The organism is Brevibacillus massiliensis, from assembly GCF_000311785.1.
GTDB lineage: Bacteria > Bacillota > Bacilli > Brevibacillales > Brevibacillaceae > Brevibacillus_C > Brevibacillus_C massiliensis.
Genome location: NZ_HE978535.1, coordinates 403,433 through 418,356, shown reverse-complemented (window position 1 = coordinate 418,356; position 14,924 = coordinate 403,433). Strand labels below are relative to the sequence as shown.

General features: G+C 57.8%; 17 protein-coding genes and 1 riboswitch. Of the genes, 1 reads left to right on the top strand and 16 read right to left on the bottom strand.

Annotated features, from left to right (window positions below; all coding sequences use genetic code 11):
• Positions 1–10: 10 nt before the first annotated feature.
• The 13 genes from HGBM_RS02090 to HGBM_RS02030 are packed head-to-tail and all read right to left on the bottom strand — an operon-like array spanning position 11 to position 11,702.
• Positions 11–1,138 carry a cobalt-precorrin 5A hydrolase gene (locus HGBM_RS02090; RefSeq protein WP_019119449.1) on the bottom strand — a complete coding sequence of 376 codons (1,128 nt, stop codon included), beginning with the start codon at positions 1,136–1,138 and terminating at the stop codon, positions 11–13.
• The gene (gene cobM, locus HGBM_RS02085; RefSeq protein WP_019119448.1) at positions 1,135–1,911 is read right to left on the bottom strand and encodes a precorrin-4 C(11)-methyltransferase; all 777 of its coding nucleotides are present in this window, start codon (positions 1,909–1,911) and stop codon (positions 1,135–1,137) included. Before cobM ends, HGBM_RS02090 begins: the two co-directional genes overlap by 4 nt.
• Positions 1,911–2,621 carry a precorrin-2 C(20)-methyltransferase gene (cobI, locus tag HGBM_RS02080; RefSeq protein ID WP_019119447.1) on the bottom strand — a complete coding sequence of 237 codons (711 nt, stop codon included), beginning with the start codon at positions 2,619–2,621 and terminating at the stop codon, positions 1,911–1,913. The genes cobM and cobI overlap by 1 nt, the downstream gene beginning before the upstream one ends.
• Complete coding sequence (gene cbiE, locus HGBM_RS02075; RefSeq protein ID WP_019119446.1) at positions 2,614–3,831, bottom strand: precorrin-6y C5,15-methyltransferase (decarboxylating) subunit CbiE; 1,218 nt, start codon at positions 3,829–3,831, stop codon at positions 2,614–2,616. The genes cobI and cbiE overlap by 8 nt, the downstream gene beginning before the upstream one ends.
• A complete protein-coding gene (locus HGBM_RS02070; RefSeq protein ID WP_019119445.1) occupies positions 3,797–4,921 on the bottom strand; it encodes a cobalt-precorrin-5B (C(1))-methyltransferase in 1,125 nt (374 codons plus the stop codon). The genes cbiE and HGBM_RS02070 overlap by 35 nt, the downstream gene beginning before the upstream one ends.
• A gap of 3 nt (positions 4,922–4,924) precedes the next feature.
• Positions 4,925–5,575 carry a precorrin-8X methylmutase gene (locus tag HGBM_RS02065; RefSeq protein ID WP_019119444.1) on the bottom strand — a complete coding sequence of 217 codons (651 nt, stop codon included), beginning with the start codon at positions 5,573–5,575 and terminating at the stop codon, positions 4,925–4,927.
• Positions 5,523–6,353 carry a precorrin-6A reductase gene (gene cobK / locus HGBM_RS02060; RefSeq protein ID WP_019119443.1) on the bottom strand — a complete coding sequence of 277 codons (831 nt, stop codon included), beginning with the start codon at positions 6,351–6,353 and terminating at the stop codon, positions 5,523–5,525. The genes HGBM_RS02065 and cobK overlap by 53 nt, the downstream gene beginning before the upstream one ends.
• A gap of 12 nt (positions 6,354–6,365) precedes the next feature.
• Positions 6,366–7,259, bottom strand: a complete 894-nt coding sequence (locus HGBM_RS02055; RefSeq protein ID WP_019119442.1) for a sirohydrochlorin chelatase — start codon at positions 7,257–7,259, stop codon at positions 6,366–6,368.
• A 35-nt stretch (positions 7,260–7,294) separates the two neighbouring features.
• A complete protein-coding gene (gene cobJ / locus HGBM_RS02050; RefSeq protein ID WP_019119441.1) occupies positions 7,295–9,016 on the bottom strand; it encodes a precorrin-3B C(17)-methyltransferase in 1,722 nt (573 codons plus the stop codon).
• A complete protein-coding gene (locus HGBM_RS02045) occupies positions 9,013–9,852 on the bottom strand; it encodes an energy-coupling factor ABC transporter ATP-binding protein (protein WP_019119440.1) in 840 nt (279 codons plus the stop codon). Before HGBM_RS02045 ends, cobJ begins: the two co-directional genes overlap by 4 nt.
• Before the next feature lie 4 nt (positions 9,853–9,856).
• The gene (gene cbiQ, locus HGBM_RS02040; protein ID WP_019119439.1) at positions 9,857–10,651 is read right to left on the bottom strand and encodes a cobalt ECF transporter T component CbiQ; all 795 of its coding nucleotides are present in this window, start codon (positions 10,649–10,651) and stop codon (positions 9,857–9,859) included.
• Positions 10,635–10,946: an energy-coupling factor ABC transporter substrate-binding protein gene (locus HGBM_RS02035; RefSeq protein WP_019119438.1), complete on the bottom strand. Its 312-nt coding sequence runs from the start codon at positions 10,944–10,946 to the stop codon at positions 10,635–10,637. Before HGBM_RS02035 ends, cbiQ begins: the two co-directional genes overlap by 17 nt.
• Before the next feature lie 3 nt (positions 10,947–10,949).
• Positions 10,950–11,702: an energy-coupling factor ABC transporter permease gene (locus HGBM_RS02030; protein WP_019119437.1), complete on the bottom strand. Its 753-nt coding sequence runs from the start codon at positions 11,700–11,702 to the stop codon at positions 10,950–10,952.
• Between the two features lie 149 nt (positions 11,703–11,851).
• Positions 11,852–12,054, bottom strand: a riboswitch (cobalamin riboswitch).
• A 24-nt stretch (positions 12,055–12,078) separates the two neighbouring features.
• Here HGBM_RS02030 and HGBM_RS31250 point away from each other — a divergent pair.
• Positions 12,079–12,327: a hypothetical protein gene (locus HGBM_RS31250; RefSeq protein WP_147512779.1), complete on the top strand. Its 249-nt coding sequence runs from the start codon at positions 12,079–12,081 to the stop codon at positions 12,325–12,327.
• A gap of 2 nt (positions 12,328–12,329) precedes the next feature.
• Here the strand turns inward: HGBM_RS31250 and HGBM_RS02020 are convergent, their stop codons facing one another.
• From HGBM_RS02020 to HGBM_RS02010, 3 genes are all read right to left on the bottom strand, one after another.
• Complete coding sequence (locus HGBM_RS02020; protein WP_019119435.1) at positions 12,330–12,596, bottom strand: FmdB family zinc ribbon protein; 267 nt, start codon at positions 12,594–12,596, stop codon at positions 12,330–12,332.
• A 304-nt stretch (positions 12,597–12,900) separates the two neighbouring features.
• Positions 12,901–14,079: a formamidase gene (gene fmdA, locus HGBM_RS02015; protein WP_019119434.1), complete on the bottom strand. Its 1,179-nt coding sequence runs from the start codon at positions 14,077–14,079 to the stop codon at positions 12,901–12,903.
• Between the two features lie 291 nt (positions 14,080–14,370).
• Positions 14,371–14,924, bottom strand: a 554-nt coding sequence (locus HGBM_RS02010) for a YdcF family protein (protein ID WP_019119433.1), incomplete at its 5' end; no start/stop codon positions are given.

Here is a 14,924-nt window from a genome sequence, read left to right as displayed (position 1 = left end):
AGCCCCCTTGTCACTCAAAAGATAGGATTCCGACAGATATCGTGACGTTGCCGGATTTCTTTTTCGTCAAGACCAATTGATCGCATCCGGCGTAGAGCCTAGCCGCCGGCTCGCTTACGCCCCAGACGCCGGTATAGCGGTAGACCGTCTCCGAGGGAGCCTCGATCGGCACGGCGTTAAGCTGTTCGGCCGTATACCAGACGAATGGCCAACCGTACTTCCCGGTGACGGCGAGCAGTCCCGGTTCGCCTTTTTTCAGTTCAAACGTGCAAACCGCTTTCACGCTGTGAATCGAGAACCGCAATTCGTCCAGCGTCTCCAGGATGACCGCTTCGATCTCCTCGGCTGACGTACCGCGATTGCAGCCAATGCCCAGCACGATCACCTTGGGGCGGTACAGCACGCCGTTTTGCAAGATGACTTCTTCATCCGCCGAAAGCAGGCGGTGCGTCACGACCAATGCTGCGTTCGGCTCTGCCGCCAGGGCGTCAGGTATATTGTCGAACACCTGGATATTGTCCGGCAATGGCGTCTCGTGCATCCACCAGTTTTTTTCGCCGGACTCCTGGACGACGGCGACCTTTTCCTCGTTGACGACGGCAGCGGAGACGGGTGTCAGCTTTTCATCCGATTCCCACCGCCAGCCGAAGCGGCGGCCGAACAGGTCGACCGGAATTGTCTTTTGCACATCGGACGCCGTGGTGATGACCGGCCGGGCGCCAATGGCCGCCGCCACTTCCAGCGCCAGCTCGTTGGCCCCGCCCAAATGGCCGGACAGGACACTGATCACGTGCTCCCCGCGATCGTCGATGACGACGACGCCCGGATCGGTTTTTTTATCCTGCAGCAGCGGAGCGATCATCCGCACGACCGCCCCCAGCGAAATGATCACGATCAGCCCTTTGTAGCTTGGAAACAGGGCGGGAAACAGCAGGCGGACCGAACCGGTAAACAGTTGGATCCGCCGGGTTGTCTCGTCGCCCCGGGCAAACTTCTCCATGTAGTAGAGATCGGCGTGGGAAAACTTCTCATGCAGTCTGCGAGCCAGTTCGACCCCGTGCTTGGTGATCGCCACAATCGCGTAATCACCCCTCTGCTCAATCGCCGGGATGACCCCTTCCTCCAGCTGAATGCTCATGCCTTCACTCCCTTGCGAAAGCTGTGGGTAAATTCTTTATCGTACAGCTTCGAACGATATTCATCCTTTTCGTGGATGTCGGGATCGAGCGCCCAGCCGGCCAGGATCATCGCATGGGAGCGGATGCCGTGTTTGCCCAGGTCCTCGTCCATCCTGCCCACCGTCGTCCGGACGATCTTCTGATCAGGCCAGCTGGCGCGCTGAACGACCGCGACCGGCGTCTCCTCGCTCCAGCCGGCGGCGATCAACTCGCGGGTGATCTTCTTGGTCAGGGTGGCGCTCAAAAACAGCGCGATCGTGCAGTGATGGCTGGCCAAATCCCGCAGTTGTTCCCGCTCCGGCACCGGCGTGCGCCCTTCGGCGCGGGTCAAAATCAAGGTCTGGGTCAGCTCCGGTATCGTCAGCTCGGCGCCGACTGCAGCCGCCGCGGCAAAGACGGAGCTTACCCCGGGGACGATCTCACACTCGATGCCCCGGCGCTTTAACAGCGCGATCTGCTCCATCGTCGCTCCGTACATCGACGGATCGCCCGTGTGCAGCCGCACCAGTTTTTTCCCGGCGGTAACGCGGTCCACGATGACTTCCACCATCTCCTCCAGCGCCATGCCGGAGCTTTTGATCACTTCGGCTGCCGGGTTCGCTCTCGCCACCAGTTCTTCGCTGACCAGCGAGTCGGTGTAGAAGACGACGTCCGCCTCCTGAAGCAAGCGCAAGCCTTTCACGGTAATCAAGTCGGGATCGCCGGGACCCGCCCCTACGATATACATTTTCACTATTTTCTCACCACCATCAAGGTTAGGTACTCCAATTCCGCACCTTCCAGCTCCTCCACATCCCGCCAGATCATCTCTTCACTGGACGTGGCCTTCGTCACGACAGCCGCCTTATGGACGAGATCAAGCTCCCTGAGCAGTTCGATCATCATGTCGAGCACCTTGGCCACCTTGATAAAGATGACGCAATCGTGTTCGACGAGCGCTTTGCACATCGCGGCCCGGTCCTCTGTCGCCGGGATGATCGCGGTCTGTTCGTCTCCGTCGGCCAGCGGCAGACCGAGCCGGGCCGCAGCGCCGTTGACAGAAGAGATGCCGGGGATCGATCTGATCTCCACTTCGGGGTGAAGCTCCTGCATCAGCCGCATCATGTGAATAAACGTACTGTACAAGAGCGGGTCGCCCTCCGTGACGAAGGCCACATCTCTACCCTCGCGCAGGTGCTGCCAGATGGTTTCCATTGTTTTGTTCCACTGCCGCTCCAGCGTCTCCTTGTCCTTCGTCATCGGAAAGACGAGCCCGACCATCTCTTTTTCCATCGTGTTGACGTAGGTTTCCGTTATGGCCAGCGCATAGCTTTTGCTGCCGGAACGCTTTTTCGGATAGGCGATGACAGGCGACTCCTTGAGAATGCGAAACGCCTTCACTGTGATTAATTCGGGGTCGCCCGGCCCTACCCCTACCCCGTGCAGCACTCCCAGTTTACTCATTTGCGCTCTCCACCTTTTTGTATGCTGTAATCAAGTAGACAGGATTTAAGCCTTCAAAACGGGTCATCGCCAGAATCGGTTTGCTCCGCGATATTTGCGACAGCGTCACGTCAAAGGCAAACCCTTCGGCCTGAAACGCTTCGATCGCCAGATACAGGGTCTCGATCGTCGCCGCGTTGAGGACGATGCGCCCCTCCGGCTTCAGGCGGCTGCAGCAGACGTGCAGCAGTTCCTTCAACTCGCCGCCGCTTCCCCCGATAAACACTGCATCCGGGTCGGGAAACCGCTCCAACCCCTGAGGAGCCTTGCTGTGCACAAGAGACAAGTCAGCGCGAAACTTGTACATGTTCTGCCGGCAGTTTTCCAGGTCTTCGGCGTTTTTTTCCACGGCAAACACCTGTCCCAAACGGGCGATACGGGCTGCCTCGATGGCAATTGAGCCGGTACAGGTGCCGATATCCCAGACCGTGCTGTCGGCGCGCAGCCGCAGGTTGGCCAAACTGAGCACGCGAATCTCCCTTTTTGTAATTAACCCCTTATCCGGTTTTCTCTGGGCAAACTCTTCGTCAGGGATGCCCAATGGCCAGACGGGCCCGGCCTGTTTCTGCCGAAGGATTACTACGTTTAACGGAGAGAACGACTGGTCGGCCAGTTCATCCAATTGATACCAGCCCGTTCGCTCGTCCGGACCGCCCAGATTTTCGCCGACAAACATCTCGTACTCATTCATGCCGAACATGAGCAGGTACTTGGCAATCGCCTGCGGTCCGTTCTGATCATCAGTGAGCAGAGCTACCTTCGCCTTCCCGTCGATGCGCTGGGCCAGGCCTTTCATGCTGCGGCCGTGAACGCTGGTAATGCATGCGTCCTGCCAGCTTTCGCCGATGCGAGCAAAAGCGAGTTGAATAGAACTCACCTGGGGGTAGATCTGCACCGGCAGCTTTTTGGCCAGGTAGCCGCCAATGCCGTAAAACAGCGGGTCTCCGGAGGCCAAGATCACTGTCTGGCGCGTCTCACCCCGCAGCCGCTCCACAATGGCAGCAAGCCCTTCCTGAACAGCCCATTTTTCACCGGGGTAGTCGGGAAAATAGCCGAGATGCCGCTCACCGCCGATCAACAGCTCGCTCTCCTCAATCCACTGGCGGTAGACGGGCAAAAGACTCTCCGCTCCGTCATCACCGATCCCGATCACTTTGATTACTTGCTCCATACCGTGACTCCCTTCCGAGCAACTCACCCTTCATCGTCGTAATCACCGTCTCCAGCTCCAGTCCTCCGCCGATATGGCGCAAACCGACATCACAACAGTACTGACACAGCCTGGCAAAAAAATGCCGGTACCCCTGCGCCATCATCAGGTCGCCCACATAAGAGGCGGTTGTGGCTGACAAAATCTCCTCCTTCAGCTCCGCAGGAACGCCCGCTTCCTCCGCGACTTTCGCCAAGAAGCCGAAGTCCACCGGTGCGCTTTTGGAGTGAACCATCAGCACGCCTTGTGCTAATTTGGAAAATTTACCCATCATACCGATTAACGATACCTTCTTCACTGCGGGATGCTTCTTGCACATGAGCAGCGTGAATCCGACGAAATCGCCCATTTCAATAAAGGCTTCCTCCGGCAGATCCGGGTACAGATCCATGCCGACCTTTTCACTGCGACCGCCGGTGGACAGGACGAGGTGATCACAGCCGCCAGCGACAGCGACGTTCATGGCCTGAACAATGCTCGCTTTCCAGGCCGAAGTCGAATACGGAACGACGATTCCCCGCGTGCCCAAAATGGAAATGCCGCCGACGATCCCCAGTCTGCCGTTCAGCGTCTTTTTGGCAATCTCTTCTCCGTCCGGCACCGAGACGACCACGCGAACGCCGCGGTTGATATCGTACTCTGCCAGAACTTCCTGCACGGTTTCCACAATCATCCGGCGCGGAACCGGATTGATCGCCGCTTCGCCGATCGGCACCGGCAGTCCCGGTTTGGTCACCCGGCCCACGCCGACGCCGCCATCCAGTTCAATCCCGGGACTGTCCTTCCAGTAGACAGCGGACATGATCAGGGCGCCGTGGGTGGCATCGGGATCGTCGCCGCCGTCCTTGATCGTGCCGGCTACCCCCATGTCTGCGGTAAATTCGCAGCTCTCCATCTGGAAGGTGGCTGTTTGCCCGATCGGCAGGGTGATCGTCGCTTCTGTCTGTTTTTCCTGCAAGATCAGCGACAGCAGTGCCGCTTTTGCTGCCGCCGTGGCACACGAACCGGTCGTGTAGCCGTAGCGCATCGGTTTTTCCGCCGCTTCCTTCATCGTTTATCCCCGGCGCTCCGCCATCAGAGACAAGGCGTTTACCGCCGCCACGGTCACCGGACTGCCGCCTTTCCGCCCTTGATTGGTAATAAATGGAATGTCCAGTTTGGCCAATTCCTCCTTGGATTCGGCAGCCGAGACGAAGCCAACCGGCATGCCGATGATCAACCCCGGTTTTGCCTCTCCTTCCTTGACGAGCCGGATCAGTTCCAAAAGCGCGGTTGGCGCGTTGCCGATGGCAAAGATGCCGCCTTCCGCTTCCTTGACCGCTTTGCGCATCGAGATGATCGCACGTGTCGTATTGAGCCGCTTGGCCTCTTCCATCACGTCGCGGTCGGAGATGTACACCTTTACCTCGCCGCCGAATTTCTCAATCCGAGCCTTGCTGATGCCTACTTGAACCATCTGCACGTCGGCAACGAGGATTTTCCCGGTGCGAATCGCCTGGATCCCCGCTTCTACCGCATCGGGGTGAAAGAGCAGGCTGCGGCCCAGGTCAAAATCGGCCGAGGCGTGAATAACCCGCTGTACGACGGGAAACTGCTCCGGTGTAAACGAATGCTCCCCCAGTTCCTCGGTAATGATCGCAAAGCTCTTTTCCTCAATTTCCTGCGGTTGTACCGTAGACGGTGTAAACTCCGTGTGAAACTGCATGGTCTATCCCTCCCTTGAGACAGCGGTCTAATTCGCGCAAAACGCCGGTAAAGTCGGAGAATTTGACCCCGTATTCAATCTGTGGCCTGGCGATCACGATCGTTTCAATCCCCAGCTCCAGGGCCGCTTCCAGCTTTTCATCGACCGCACCGACTTTGCCGCTCTCCTTGGTGATCATCAGCGTGACGCCGTAGTGCTCGTACAGCGCCCGGTTCAGTGCTTTGGAAAAAGGGCCTTGCATGGCGACAATGTTTTTCTGTTCAATTCCCAGTTCCTCGCATTTTTGCATGTTGTCCAGGCGCGGCAGCATGCGGGCCACCAGTGTGGTATCAGGCAGTCCCAGCAGCCGCTTGGCAAAGATCGCCAGGGTCTTGCTGCCTGTGGTCAGCATGATGACCCCCCGCTTCTGCGCGGCCAGCTCCGCCGCCTCGGCGTAATCCGCTGCCATCGTCACCTGCGGATGGTCATGGTAGGAGAGGCTTTCCCGTTCGTAACGGATGTACGGCACGCCAGCTTCACGGGCACCGCTCATCGCGTTTTTCGAAGCTTCCTCCGCAAAAGGGTGGCTGGCATCGACGATGGCCTGGATGTTCTTGGTCCGGACCAAATCGACGAAATCGGCGGCGGAGAGTCTCCCTACCTGTACCGGGAGGCCCGCTTCCTGCATGCTTTTTGCCGCGCTTTCCGTCACGACCGTGGTCAGCAGCGAATAGCCTGCCTGCCGGATCAACAGCGCCAATTCGCGTGCATCGCTTGTTCCCGCTAAAACGGCAATCATGGTTTCGCCTCCTCACTTTACGTGGACGTGATGATGATGACCATGCCCATGGTCGTGATCGTGGTGGTGGTGATGATCATGACTGTGATGGTGATGGTGGTCGATATGCTCCATGGCATCCAGGCGGTACTGGCACGTATCACAGTTCATCTTCACTACCCCCTGCAGCGCTTCCCTCACCCGCTCGTGAAAGACCTGGCGCAGCGCGGGGTGGAAGCCGAAGTAGTGGGTCATGGTGAAGGAAATATCCGCATGCCGCCCGCGAAGCTCCTCCAGCATGGCCTCCATCCGCTTGATCAAAACACCGGTGAACAGGAAGTAAGGCAGGATCACCACCTGACGGGCGCCAAGCTTCAGGCAGCGTTCCACGCCCTCTTCCGTCAGCGGGCTGGTCACACCGATAAAGGCAGTCTCTACCCACTTCACCCGGAAGCGTTCCCAAAGCAAACGGGAAAGCTTGAACAGATCGCCGTTGGCATCGGGATCGCTGCTCCCCCTGCCGACGACGAGTACAGCCGTCTCAGGCTGCTCCACATCTGGCAAAACACCGACTTCCGCCAAGCGGGCAGCGAGAATCTCCAACACCTTGGGGTGTACCCCGATCGGCCGTCCATAGACGAACTCTACTTGTGGATACCGCTCCTTCACCTCGTCGATCGCCACCGGAATGTGAATTTTGGCGTGTCCGGCGGCAAACAGCATCATCGGGATGACGACTACGCGAGTCGCCCCCCGCTTCACGCAAGCATGGACGCCTTGAAAGATGTCAGGCCGCTCCAGTTCCAAAAAACAGGTTTCGACGATCGGCACAGACAGCTCCTCGGCCATCGCTTCCACAAACCTTCTTACCTCGAGATTTCCTTCCGGATCCCTGCTCCCGTGCCCGACAAACAGCACCGCGTCCATACTGATTCCTCCCCTTCGTTTCGATTGTGGTCCCGTCAATCGCCGCAGACGGCATTGTCGATGACCAGCACCGGCACCTCCCGATGTTCAAAGCCTTCTACCTGTTTCACCCGCTTGAAGTACTTGTGAAACCGCTCGTTGGGGAAGCCGTCGGAGATGTAGCGGTTCACAATCCGCTCAACCGTCTCCACAAGCTCCTCCGGCTCGATTCCCTCGGCCACCGGCTGTCCGCTGTGGGCGTTTCTGCCGACCGTCTTGGCCCCGAGAAACAAGTCGAATTTCCCGCGGCGGTATACGATGCCGATGTCTTCTTTCACCGCGCCGTAACATGTCATCCCGCAGCCGTTAAATCCGATCCGCAGTTCTTTCGGCGCACTGCGACCGTTTAACCGCTGGTAAAGCTCTTCCGCATACGGGATGGACTCATCTTTTTCCCCGTTGCAAAAGTCGCACGCCTTGAGCTGGACTACGTCGCCGATCGGAGCGAGCAAGAGTCCTTCCGCCTGCAGCCTGGCGGTGATTTGCTTCGGCTCCGTCGTAGGGACACGCAGGATGATCTGGTGGTGGGGCGTGTACTCGATCTCTCCCGATTCGCCCGCCAACTCTGCCATCAGCATCATCTGACCCGGCGTAAAGCGCTTGTTGGCTACTCCCGGACTGACCGCTACTTCGAAGATCGACTGCTGCCCAAACAGCGGATTGGTGACAGGCGAATGATTCACTTCGACTCCACGGCTGCCCTGAACGAGCAGCAGGGCTTCCATGGCCAGTTCATAGGCGCTTGGCTTGGAAGCGGCAGAATGCACATGGGCGGCTGGCTGTGTGTCAGCAGCGGCTGGCCGCATCCCGGCAGCCGGTCGCATCTCGGCGGCAGGCTGTATATTCACAGCCGACCGGATGTCCGCAGCACGCGGCGCTTCCTCTTCAAACTGGGGCAGCGCCCAGGGCTCCGCCTCCGGCTTCAGGCGCTGGTGCGGCTTCAACGCCTGCTCCTCGGCCGTCAGGGTATACTTGCGCTGGTAGCCCCGCGGCGTAATCATTTTCTCGTCGTATAAAAACGTCGCCGAATTCCCGATGATGACGGTTGTCAGCATGCCGATTTCGTGATCCAGCATCTGCTCCAGCGTGGTGATCACGACCTGTTCCCGGTCGCGATAGGCGCTCTTGACGATGCCCACCGGCGTATCCGGCGAGCGGTATTTCAATAATATCCGCTGCGCCTCGACGATTTGTCTGGTGCGCCGCCCGCTGCGCGGGTTGTACAGCGCGATGACAAAGTCGGCCGCCCCCGCCGCTTCGATCCGCTTGGCGATGATCTCCCACGGGGTCAGGTGGTCACTCAGACTGATCGTACAGGCGTCATGCATGACCGGTGCCCCGAGCAGCGACGAACAGGAGTTGATCGCGGAAATGCCCGGAATCACTTCCACTTCCACCCCGGTTGCCTCCGTCCAGCCTTTTTCGATCAGCACCTCGTAGACGAGTCCGGCCATGCCGTAGACGCCGGCATCCCCGCTGGAGATGACCGCCACCTTTTTACCCGCTTCCGCCTGGCGGACAGCCTCCTGCGCGCGGCTCACCTCTTCCGTCATTCCCGTGCGGACGATTTTCTGTCCGGTCAACAGCCCGCTGATCAGATCCACATAGGTGTTGTAGCCGATCACGACATCGCTCTCTTCGATCGCTTCCTTGGCCCGTTTGGTAATGTGTTCAAAGCTCCCCGGTCCAAAGCCGATGATCAACAGTTTGCCTTTCATACCCACACCTTCCTCTCCTTCCATTCTGCAGCCGTACGCGGAGGCATTCCGCTCGTAAACGCCGCCCTCCGCTCGGGAGGCAGCGCTTCCCAGAGATCGAACAGCAGCGGCACGCCAAGGTGAAGCTCTTCCAAGGCGGCACGCTGGGAAAAGACTTGGTCCGGCGTACCTTCCAGCACCAGCCGTCCTCCATCCAGCACAAAGATCCAGTCGGCCCAGGCGTAAGCCAGATCCAGGTCGTGCGTCGCCATCAAGATCGCTGTCCCCGCTTGATGGATCTCAGCCAATTCAGCCATCAACTGCCGGGTGTGGAGCCGGTCCAGACAAGCAGTCGGTTCGTCCAGCAGCAGCAGCTGCGGCTGCATGGCCATCACCCCGGCAAGCGCAACCTGGCGCTTCTGTCCGAGACTAAGCTGGTGGATCGGGCGATCGAGCAGCTCCTCCAGATCAAATCGCTGTGCGATCTCCCGTACACGCCTCACGATCTCCCGGTCGTCCAGGCCGATGTTGCACAGTCCGTAAGAGATATCCTCGCCCACTGTTCCGGCCACCAATTGCTGTTCCGGGTCCTGAAAGACCAGCCCCACTGCCTGCCGCAGCACCAAAAGCGAACTGCGGTCATAACCCAGCGGCTTCCCCCTCCAGTGGATCCGGCCTTGCTCCGGACGAAGAATGCCGTTTGCGTGCAAAAAAAACGTCGATTTCCCGCTGCCGTTGTGCCCCAGCAGGACACACCTCTGGCCAGCGGGAATCCGCATGGTCAACCCGGCGAGCGCCTGATGCCGGGCACCCGGGTAGGTAAAATGTACATCGGTAAATTCCAGCAGCCAGTCCAAGGCTCTACCTCCCTGTCCACCACTCCAAAGCGATAAGTGCGAGACATCCCAGCACCGCTTCGGATAGATATCGTTTGGATCTCACAAAGCGGGCAGTCGAAACCACCCGAATCTCGCCGGAAAACCCCCTGGCCGCCAACCCGACCACCAACTGCCGGTACCGATGCCACGTCCGGCCAAACAGGGTGACTGCCAGCTTGGCCACATCCCTGAGCGTGCTGCGAAAGCCGTTGTGCCCGCCTCTTGCCTGCTGGGCCACCCAAAGCTGTCCGGCTACCTCCAGCAAGACGAAGACAAAGCGGTACATGATCGACAACAGCTCGATCAGGATCACGGGCATCCCCAGCCTCCTCAGTACCTGCAAGAGCTCCCCGAGCGGCACGGTAAAAAGGAGAAAATACAGACAGGCGACGGACGCAAGCGCCCGGGCCAGGACGGCAAACGCCCGCAACAAGCCGCTCTGGCTAAGGTACACGCAGCTGCCTGCCACCTGTACGGCCGCCACCGCATCTGCAGCCGCGCTGGCGGCCCCATCCCCGCTGGCTGCTTCCAGGCACAGCGGCGGCAAGCTCATCAGCATGAAGGCGGCCGGCAGCAGCAAGAGCCGCAAGTAGGTCCGCCAGGGAATCCCCGCGTACTTCACGATCCAGAGACTCAACCAGGCGAAAATAAGCAGATGCACCTGCCAGTGAGCGAGCAGCGCGATCGCCAGCAGGGAGGCGGCGAACAGCAGCTTCTGGCCTGGCGGAAGCTGCCGCAGCCGGTTGGTGTAGGCGTACGAATCAAACGGAATCTTCATTCGTCCGTCCTTTTTTTGTCGACCGGCCCCGGAAGAAACCGAAGGCATAGCCGATCACACCCGCGCCAATCGCCGCCTGCAGGGCGAACAGCAAACTCTCCGTTTCCGCACCCGGCGGCTCGAAAATCGGCTGAAACCACGGCTCGTAATCGGGCGCAAGCTGTCCAACCGCCTCTTCGGCCGCATCGTCAGACCCGCCAAACTCCGACCCGTGAATAAAAGCCAGCGGAAGGACTGCCAACAAGATCACCACGAGCAAAATCGCGATGGTAAGGTAGCGATTCGATTTGCCCATCCATTACACACCTCGCTTTGCAGCCATAAGCTGTTCCATCTCAGTCCGGTTGTACGCATGCAGCCAATTCCACACCAGGACAGTCAGCAGCCCTTCACTAATGGCGAGCGGCACCTGTGTCAGGGCAAAAATCCCGGCAAACTTTGCAAAGGAAGCGAGAACCCCCCCTGATTCAGCAGGAAACGCCAGCGCAAGCTGCAGCGAAGTAACCAGGTACGTCGACAAGTCCGCCAGTGCCGCTGCGGCAAAGACAGCCAGTTTTTGCCGCTTGCCGCCGCGTGACAGCAGCCGATACACCCCGTATGCGACGAACGGGCCTACTACCGCCATCGAAATGGCATTGGCCCCAAGCGTCGTCAATCCGCCGTGGGCCAGCAGCAGCGCCTGAAACAGCAGAACAAGGCTGCCCAGCACCCCCATCGTCAGCGGACCAAACAGCACCGCTCCCAGGCCGGTTCCGGTCGGATGCGAGCTGCTCCCGGTCACAGATGGCAGCTTTAAAGCGGACAGCACAAAAGCGAACGCTCCGACCAGTCCGAGCAGCAGCTTTGTTTCGGGATTCGCCCTCGTCGTACGCTGAATCTCCCGCAGGCCCAAGAGAAAAAACGGAAGAAACAAAACCCACCAAAAAACGGCCCAACCTACCGGCAAAAAACCCTCCATGATATGCATGGCATGTGCTGTCTGCGGCGTGTTCACTGACAAGTACAGCACCATCGCAGCAATTCCCATCGGGACGAATACTTTCCGTTTCATGAATATACTCCCTCTTCAGACTCTGTTTTTCTCAACCAAAAAAGCACCTTCAGAGAATTCTCCGAAGATGCTCCATCACCTGACAAGTCGCCTGGCTATCCATAGACGGCTGTTCAAACTGTGTACACCTCCCTCATCCTCGTGAGTTTGACGATGTCGATTTCAAGGCAGGTCTCCTGACTCCAGTTCATCGCATAAACGCGCCCTTCCCATTCTTCAAGAACAGTGGGTTGTAAAAGCGTGTATGCTCCCTGTTACAGTGGCGGGACCGTGCCGGACTTTCACCGGACTTCCCTATTAAGTTGCCGATTCCATAGAAGAACCGGTCAACACCTTGAACGTTCCATATGAAATTATTCGTATAGAAATTATAATCATGATAGTAATAGTTTCCACCTGTTGTCAATCTCTTTTTGCGCTATCGATCCGGATCAGACGACTGGGGGGTTTCCTGTTCCTGAAGAAATCGTCGCTCCCGCTTCCCCGCAGGAACATGTTGGACCCGATCTGCCTGGGCTTGTGCATGACCCTGATTCCCTTTGCCACACTCTACTGGGCCGAACAGTACATTTCCTCGGGACTGGCAGGAAATGTGGAAATCGGCCCGCATCCGCCAGCCGCATAAAGTTAATGGCCCGCCTGCCAGGGCCGGCTTGGCGCGTGCCGATGGTGATGCCCGTGATGGTGCTGTTCCCGCTTCACCACCTTGGGCTCGGCGCTTCCTTCAATCCGGCGGCGAAGCGCGTACGGCGTCATCACCAGGCCGGGAGGGGTATACACCCGCGGAGCTTCCCCGTCACAAACAGGGCAAACGGCTGTCGCCGCAGCCTCGGCCATGCCGAGCCACACGTCAAAATCGCCGCACTTCGCACAACAAAACTGGTACTTTGGCATTGTCAACCTTCCTTTCGTATGATCAAAACGAGGATGAGACCCCAGAAGCCGCAGCAGAAACAGAAAAAAATGGGCTCACTCCGTTCATGGCACGCCAACAGGGAAGCTGTGCTGGCTGTCTCCACTCCAAAAAACGGCACGTCGACCAAAAATTACTGAAAGTATTTCAACGTAGAATTTGGTCGACAAGCGTGTGCCGTTTTTTTCCGTTCCGACTGGGTAGGCGTTGCCAAGGCCTCAGCTCGCTCCATTTTTTTCTGTTTCTCCCTTCTGCAGTCTCATCCCAGATGAACAAAGTCGTCTGTTACCTTGGCAAAATATCCTGCTCAAAAATCGCCGTGGGGATCGAAATGGTGCAGCAGGCGTTCGGGATGTCGACGATGCCGCCGATTCTCCCCTCTACCGGTGCGGTTCCCAGCAGCATATACGCCTGTTCACCGGTAAAGCCTTTTGTCTTCAAATACTCGATGGCGTTCAGACAAGCACGCCGGTAGGCGATATGGGCGTCGAGGTAGTGCTGGCTTCCGGAATGCTCATCGACGGAGATTCCCTCGAAGACGAGGAACTCGGAGTAATGCGGGTCGACCGGTCCCGGTTTGAAAATTGGATTGTGGATGATGTTGTACTTGGCCATTCCGCCTTTGATGATGTCGACGTGCAGATCCACCCAACCCGCCATCTCGATGCCGCCGCAGAACGTAATCTCGCCGTCCCCCTGTGAAAAGTGCAGATCGCCCAGCGACAGCTTCGCCCCCTCCACGAAGACCGGGAAGTAGATTCGCGTTCCTTTCGACAGGTTCTTGATGTCGCAGTTCCCGCCGTTTTCGCGGGGAGGAACCGTCCTGGCGCCCTCCCTCGCCACGCGCTCAAACTCGGCCCCTCTGAGCGAGCCTAAAACGGCGCTGTGCGGATTGGGCAGGTTGGCAAGCGGGGGAACCCGGTTCGGATTTTGGGCGGCGAGCGCTTTTTCCCTGCTGTTCCACCTGTCCAGCAGCTCGTGGGACGGGGCCACCCCGATCAAGCCCGGGTGAAGAATGCCGGCGAATTTTACCCCGGGAACATGGCGGGAAGTGGTGTATATCCCGTGAAAGTCCCATATCGATTTGGCCGCCTCCGGAAAGTGTTCCGTCAAAAACCCGCCGCCGTTATTCCGGTCAAAGATACCGTTAAAGCCCCACTCCGCCCCCTGGATCGCACCGATGTCCAAAATGTCGACGACGAGCACGTCCCCCGGCTGGGCGCCGTTCACCCAAACCGGTCCGCTCAGCACGTGGACCCGATTCAGATTCACATCGCGCACATCCGAGGGGTCGTCGTTGTTTTGGATTTGGCCATCCGTCCAGTCTTTGCATTCGATCCGAAACACCGCACCGGGATTGACAGAGACCGTGGCGGGGATATCCGGATGCCACCGATTGTGCCCGGGAGCCTCCTGCTCCTCCATCGGCTTGTTCAAATCCACGCGAAACAGCACTTCCGGCATAAGCGTTCCCCCTCTACATGGTTGGTTGAGTGCACTCACCACCATGTCTATTCCGGGATCGGCGCTGTTAGGACAAATGGAATTCGACGCTAAATCATCCCTCGCGGATTCCCTCATCGGAAAAACGATCGCTTCCCTGCATGCAAAACGAGCTCGAAACCCATCGTCGGACCCGTTTTTAGTCCCCCTCAGATTATCTGAGGGACACTCATTCGATTGAATATAAAATGCCACTTTGCCCCGTTATATGAACTTCACTTGCCGGACAAATTTTTGACAGAATAACGGTAATCATTCAAAAATCAGATACTTGTAGTAAGCAAAAAACTCCCTAAACAGAGAATAGAAATCTCGTAATTCAAAATAATTTGCGTGAGCCGAGTAAACGTCTGCGAATCCCGCCTTGGAAAAAGCTAGTTTTGTCCTGCTAATGTGATAGAACTGGGTGATCACCATGACAGACTGAAACCCCATGTCATCTGCAATCTTCCTGGTGTTCTCTGCCGTCATCCTTGTATTGAATCCCATGCTGTCGGTCAGGATCTTGTCACTGGGTATTCCCTTTTGCACCAAATACTGCTTCATGACTTCAGCTTCATCAAAACCTTCCGCTCCGCTCACGATGATGTAAGGCAAATAGCCGCCCTCATATAGCTCAACAGCTTTTTCCAAGCGGTATCGTAATCGGTCCGATGGTCTTCCGTCTTTTTCAACCTTATTGCCCAAAACAACACCTGCATCAACCCGCTGCTTTTTATCGGATAAACCATCAATCGTGATGGCTAGCACATGCACCACAAACCAAATCATCACAAGATACGCTATTTTTAACGGTATTTTTTTCC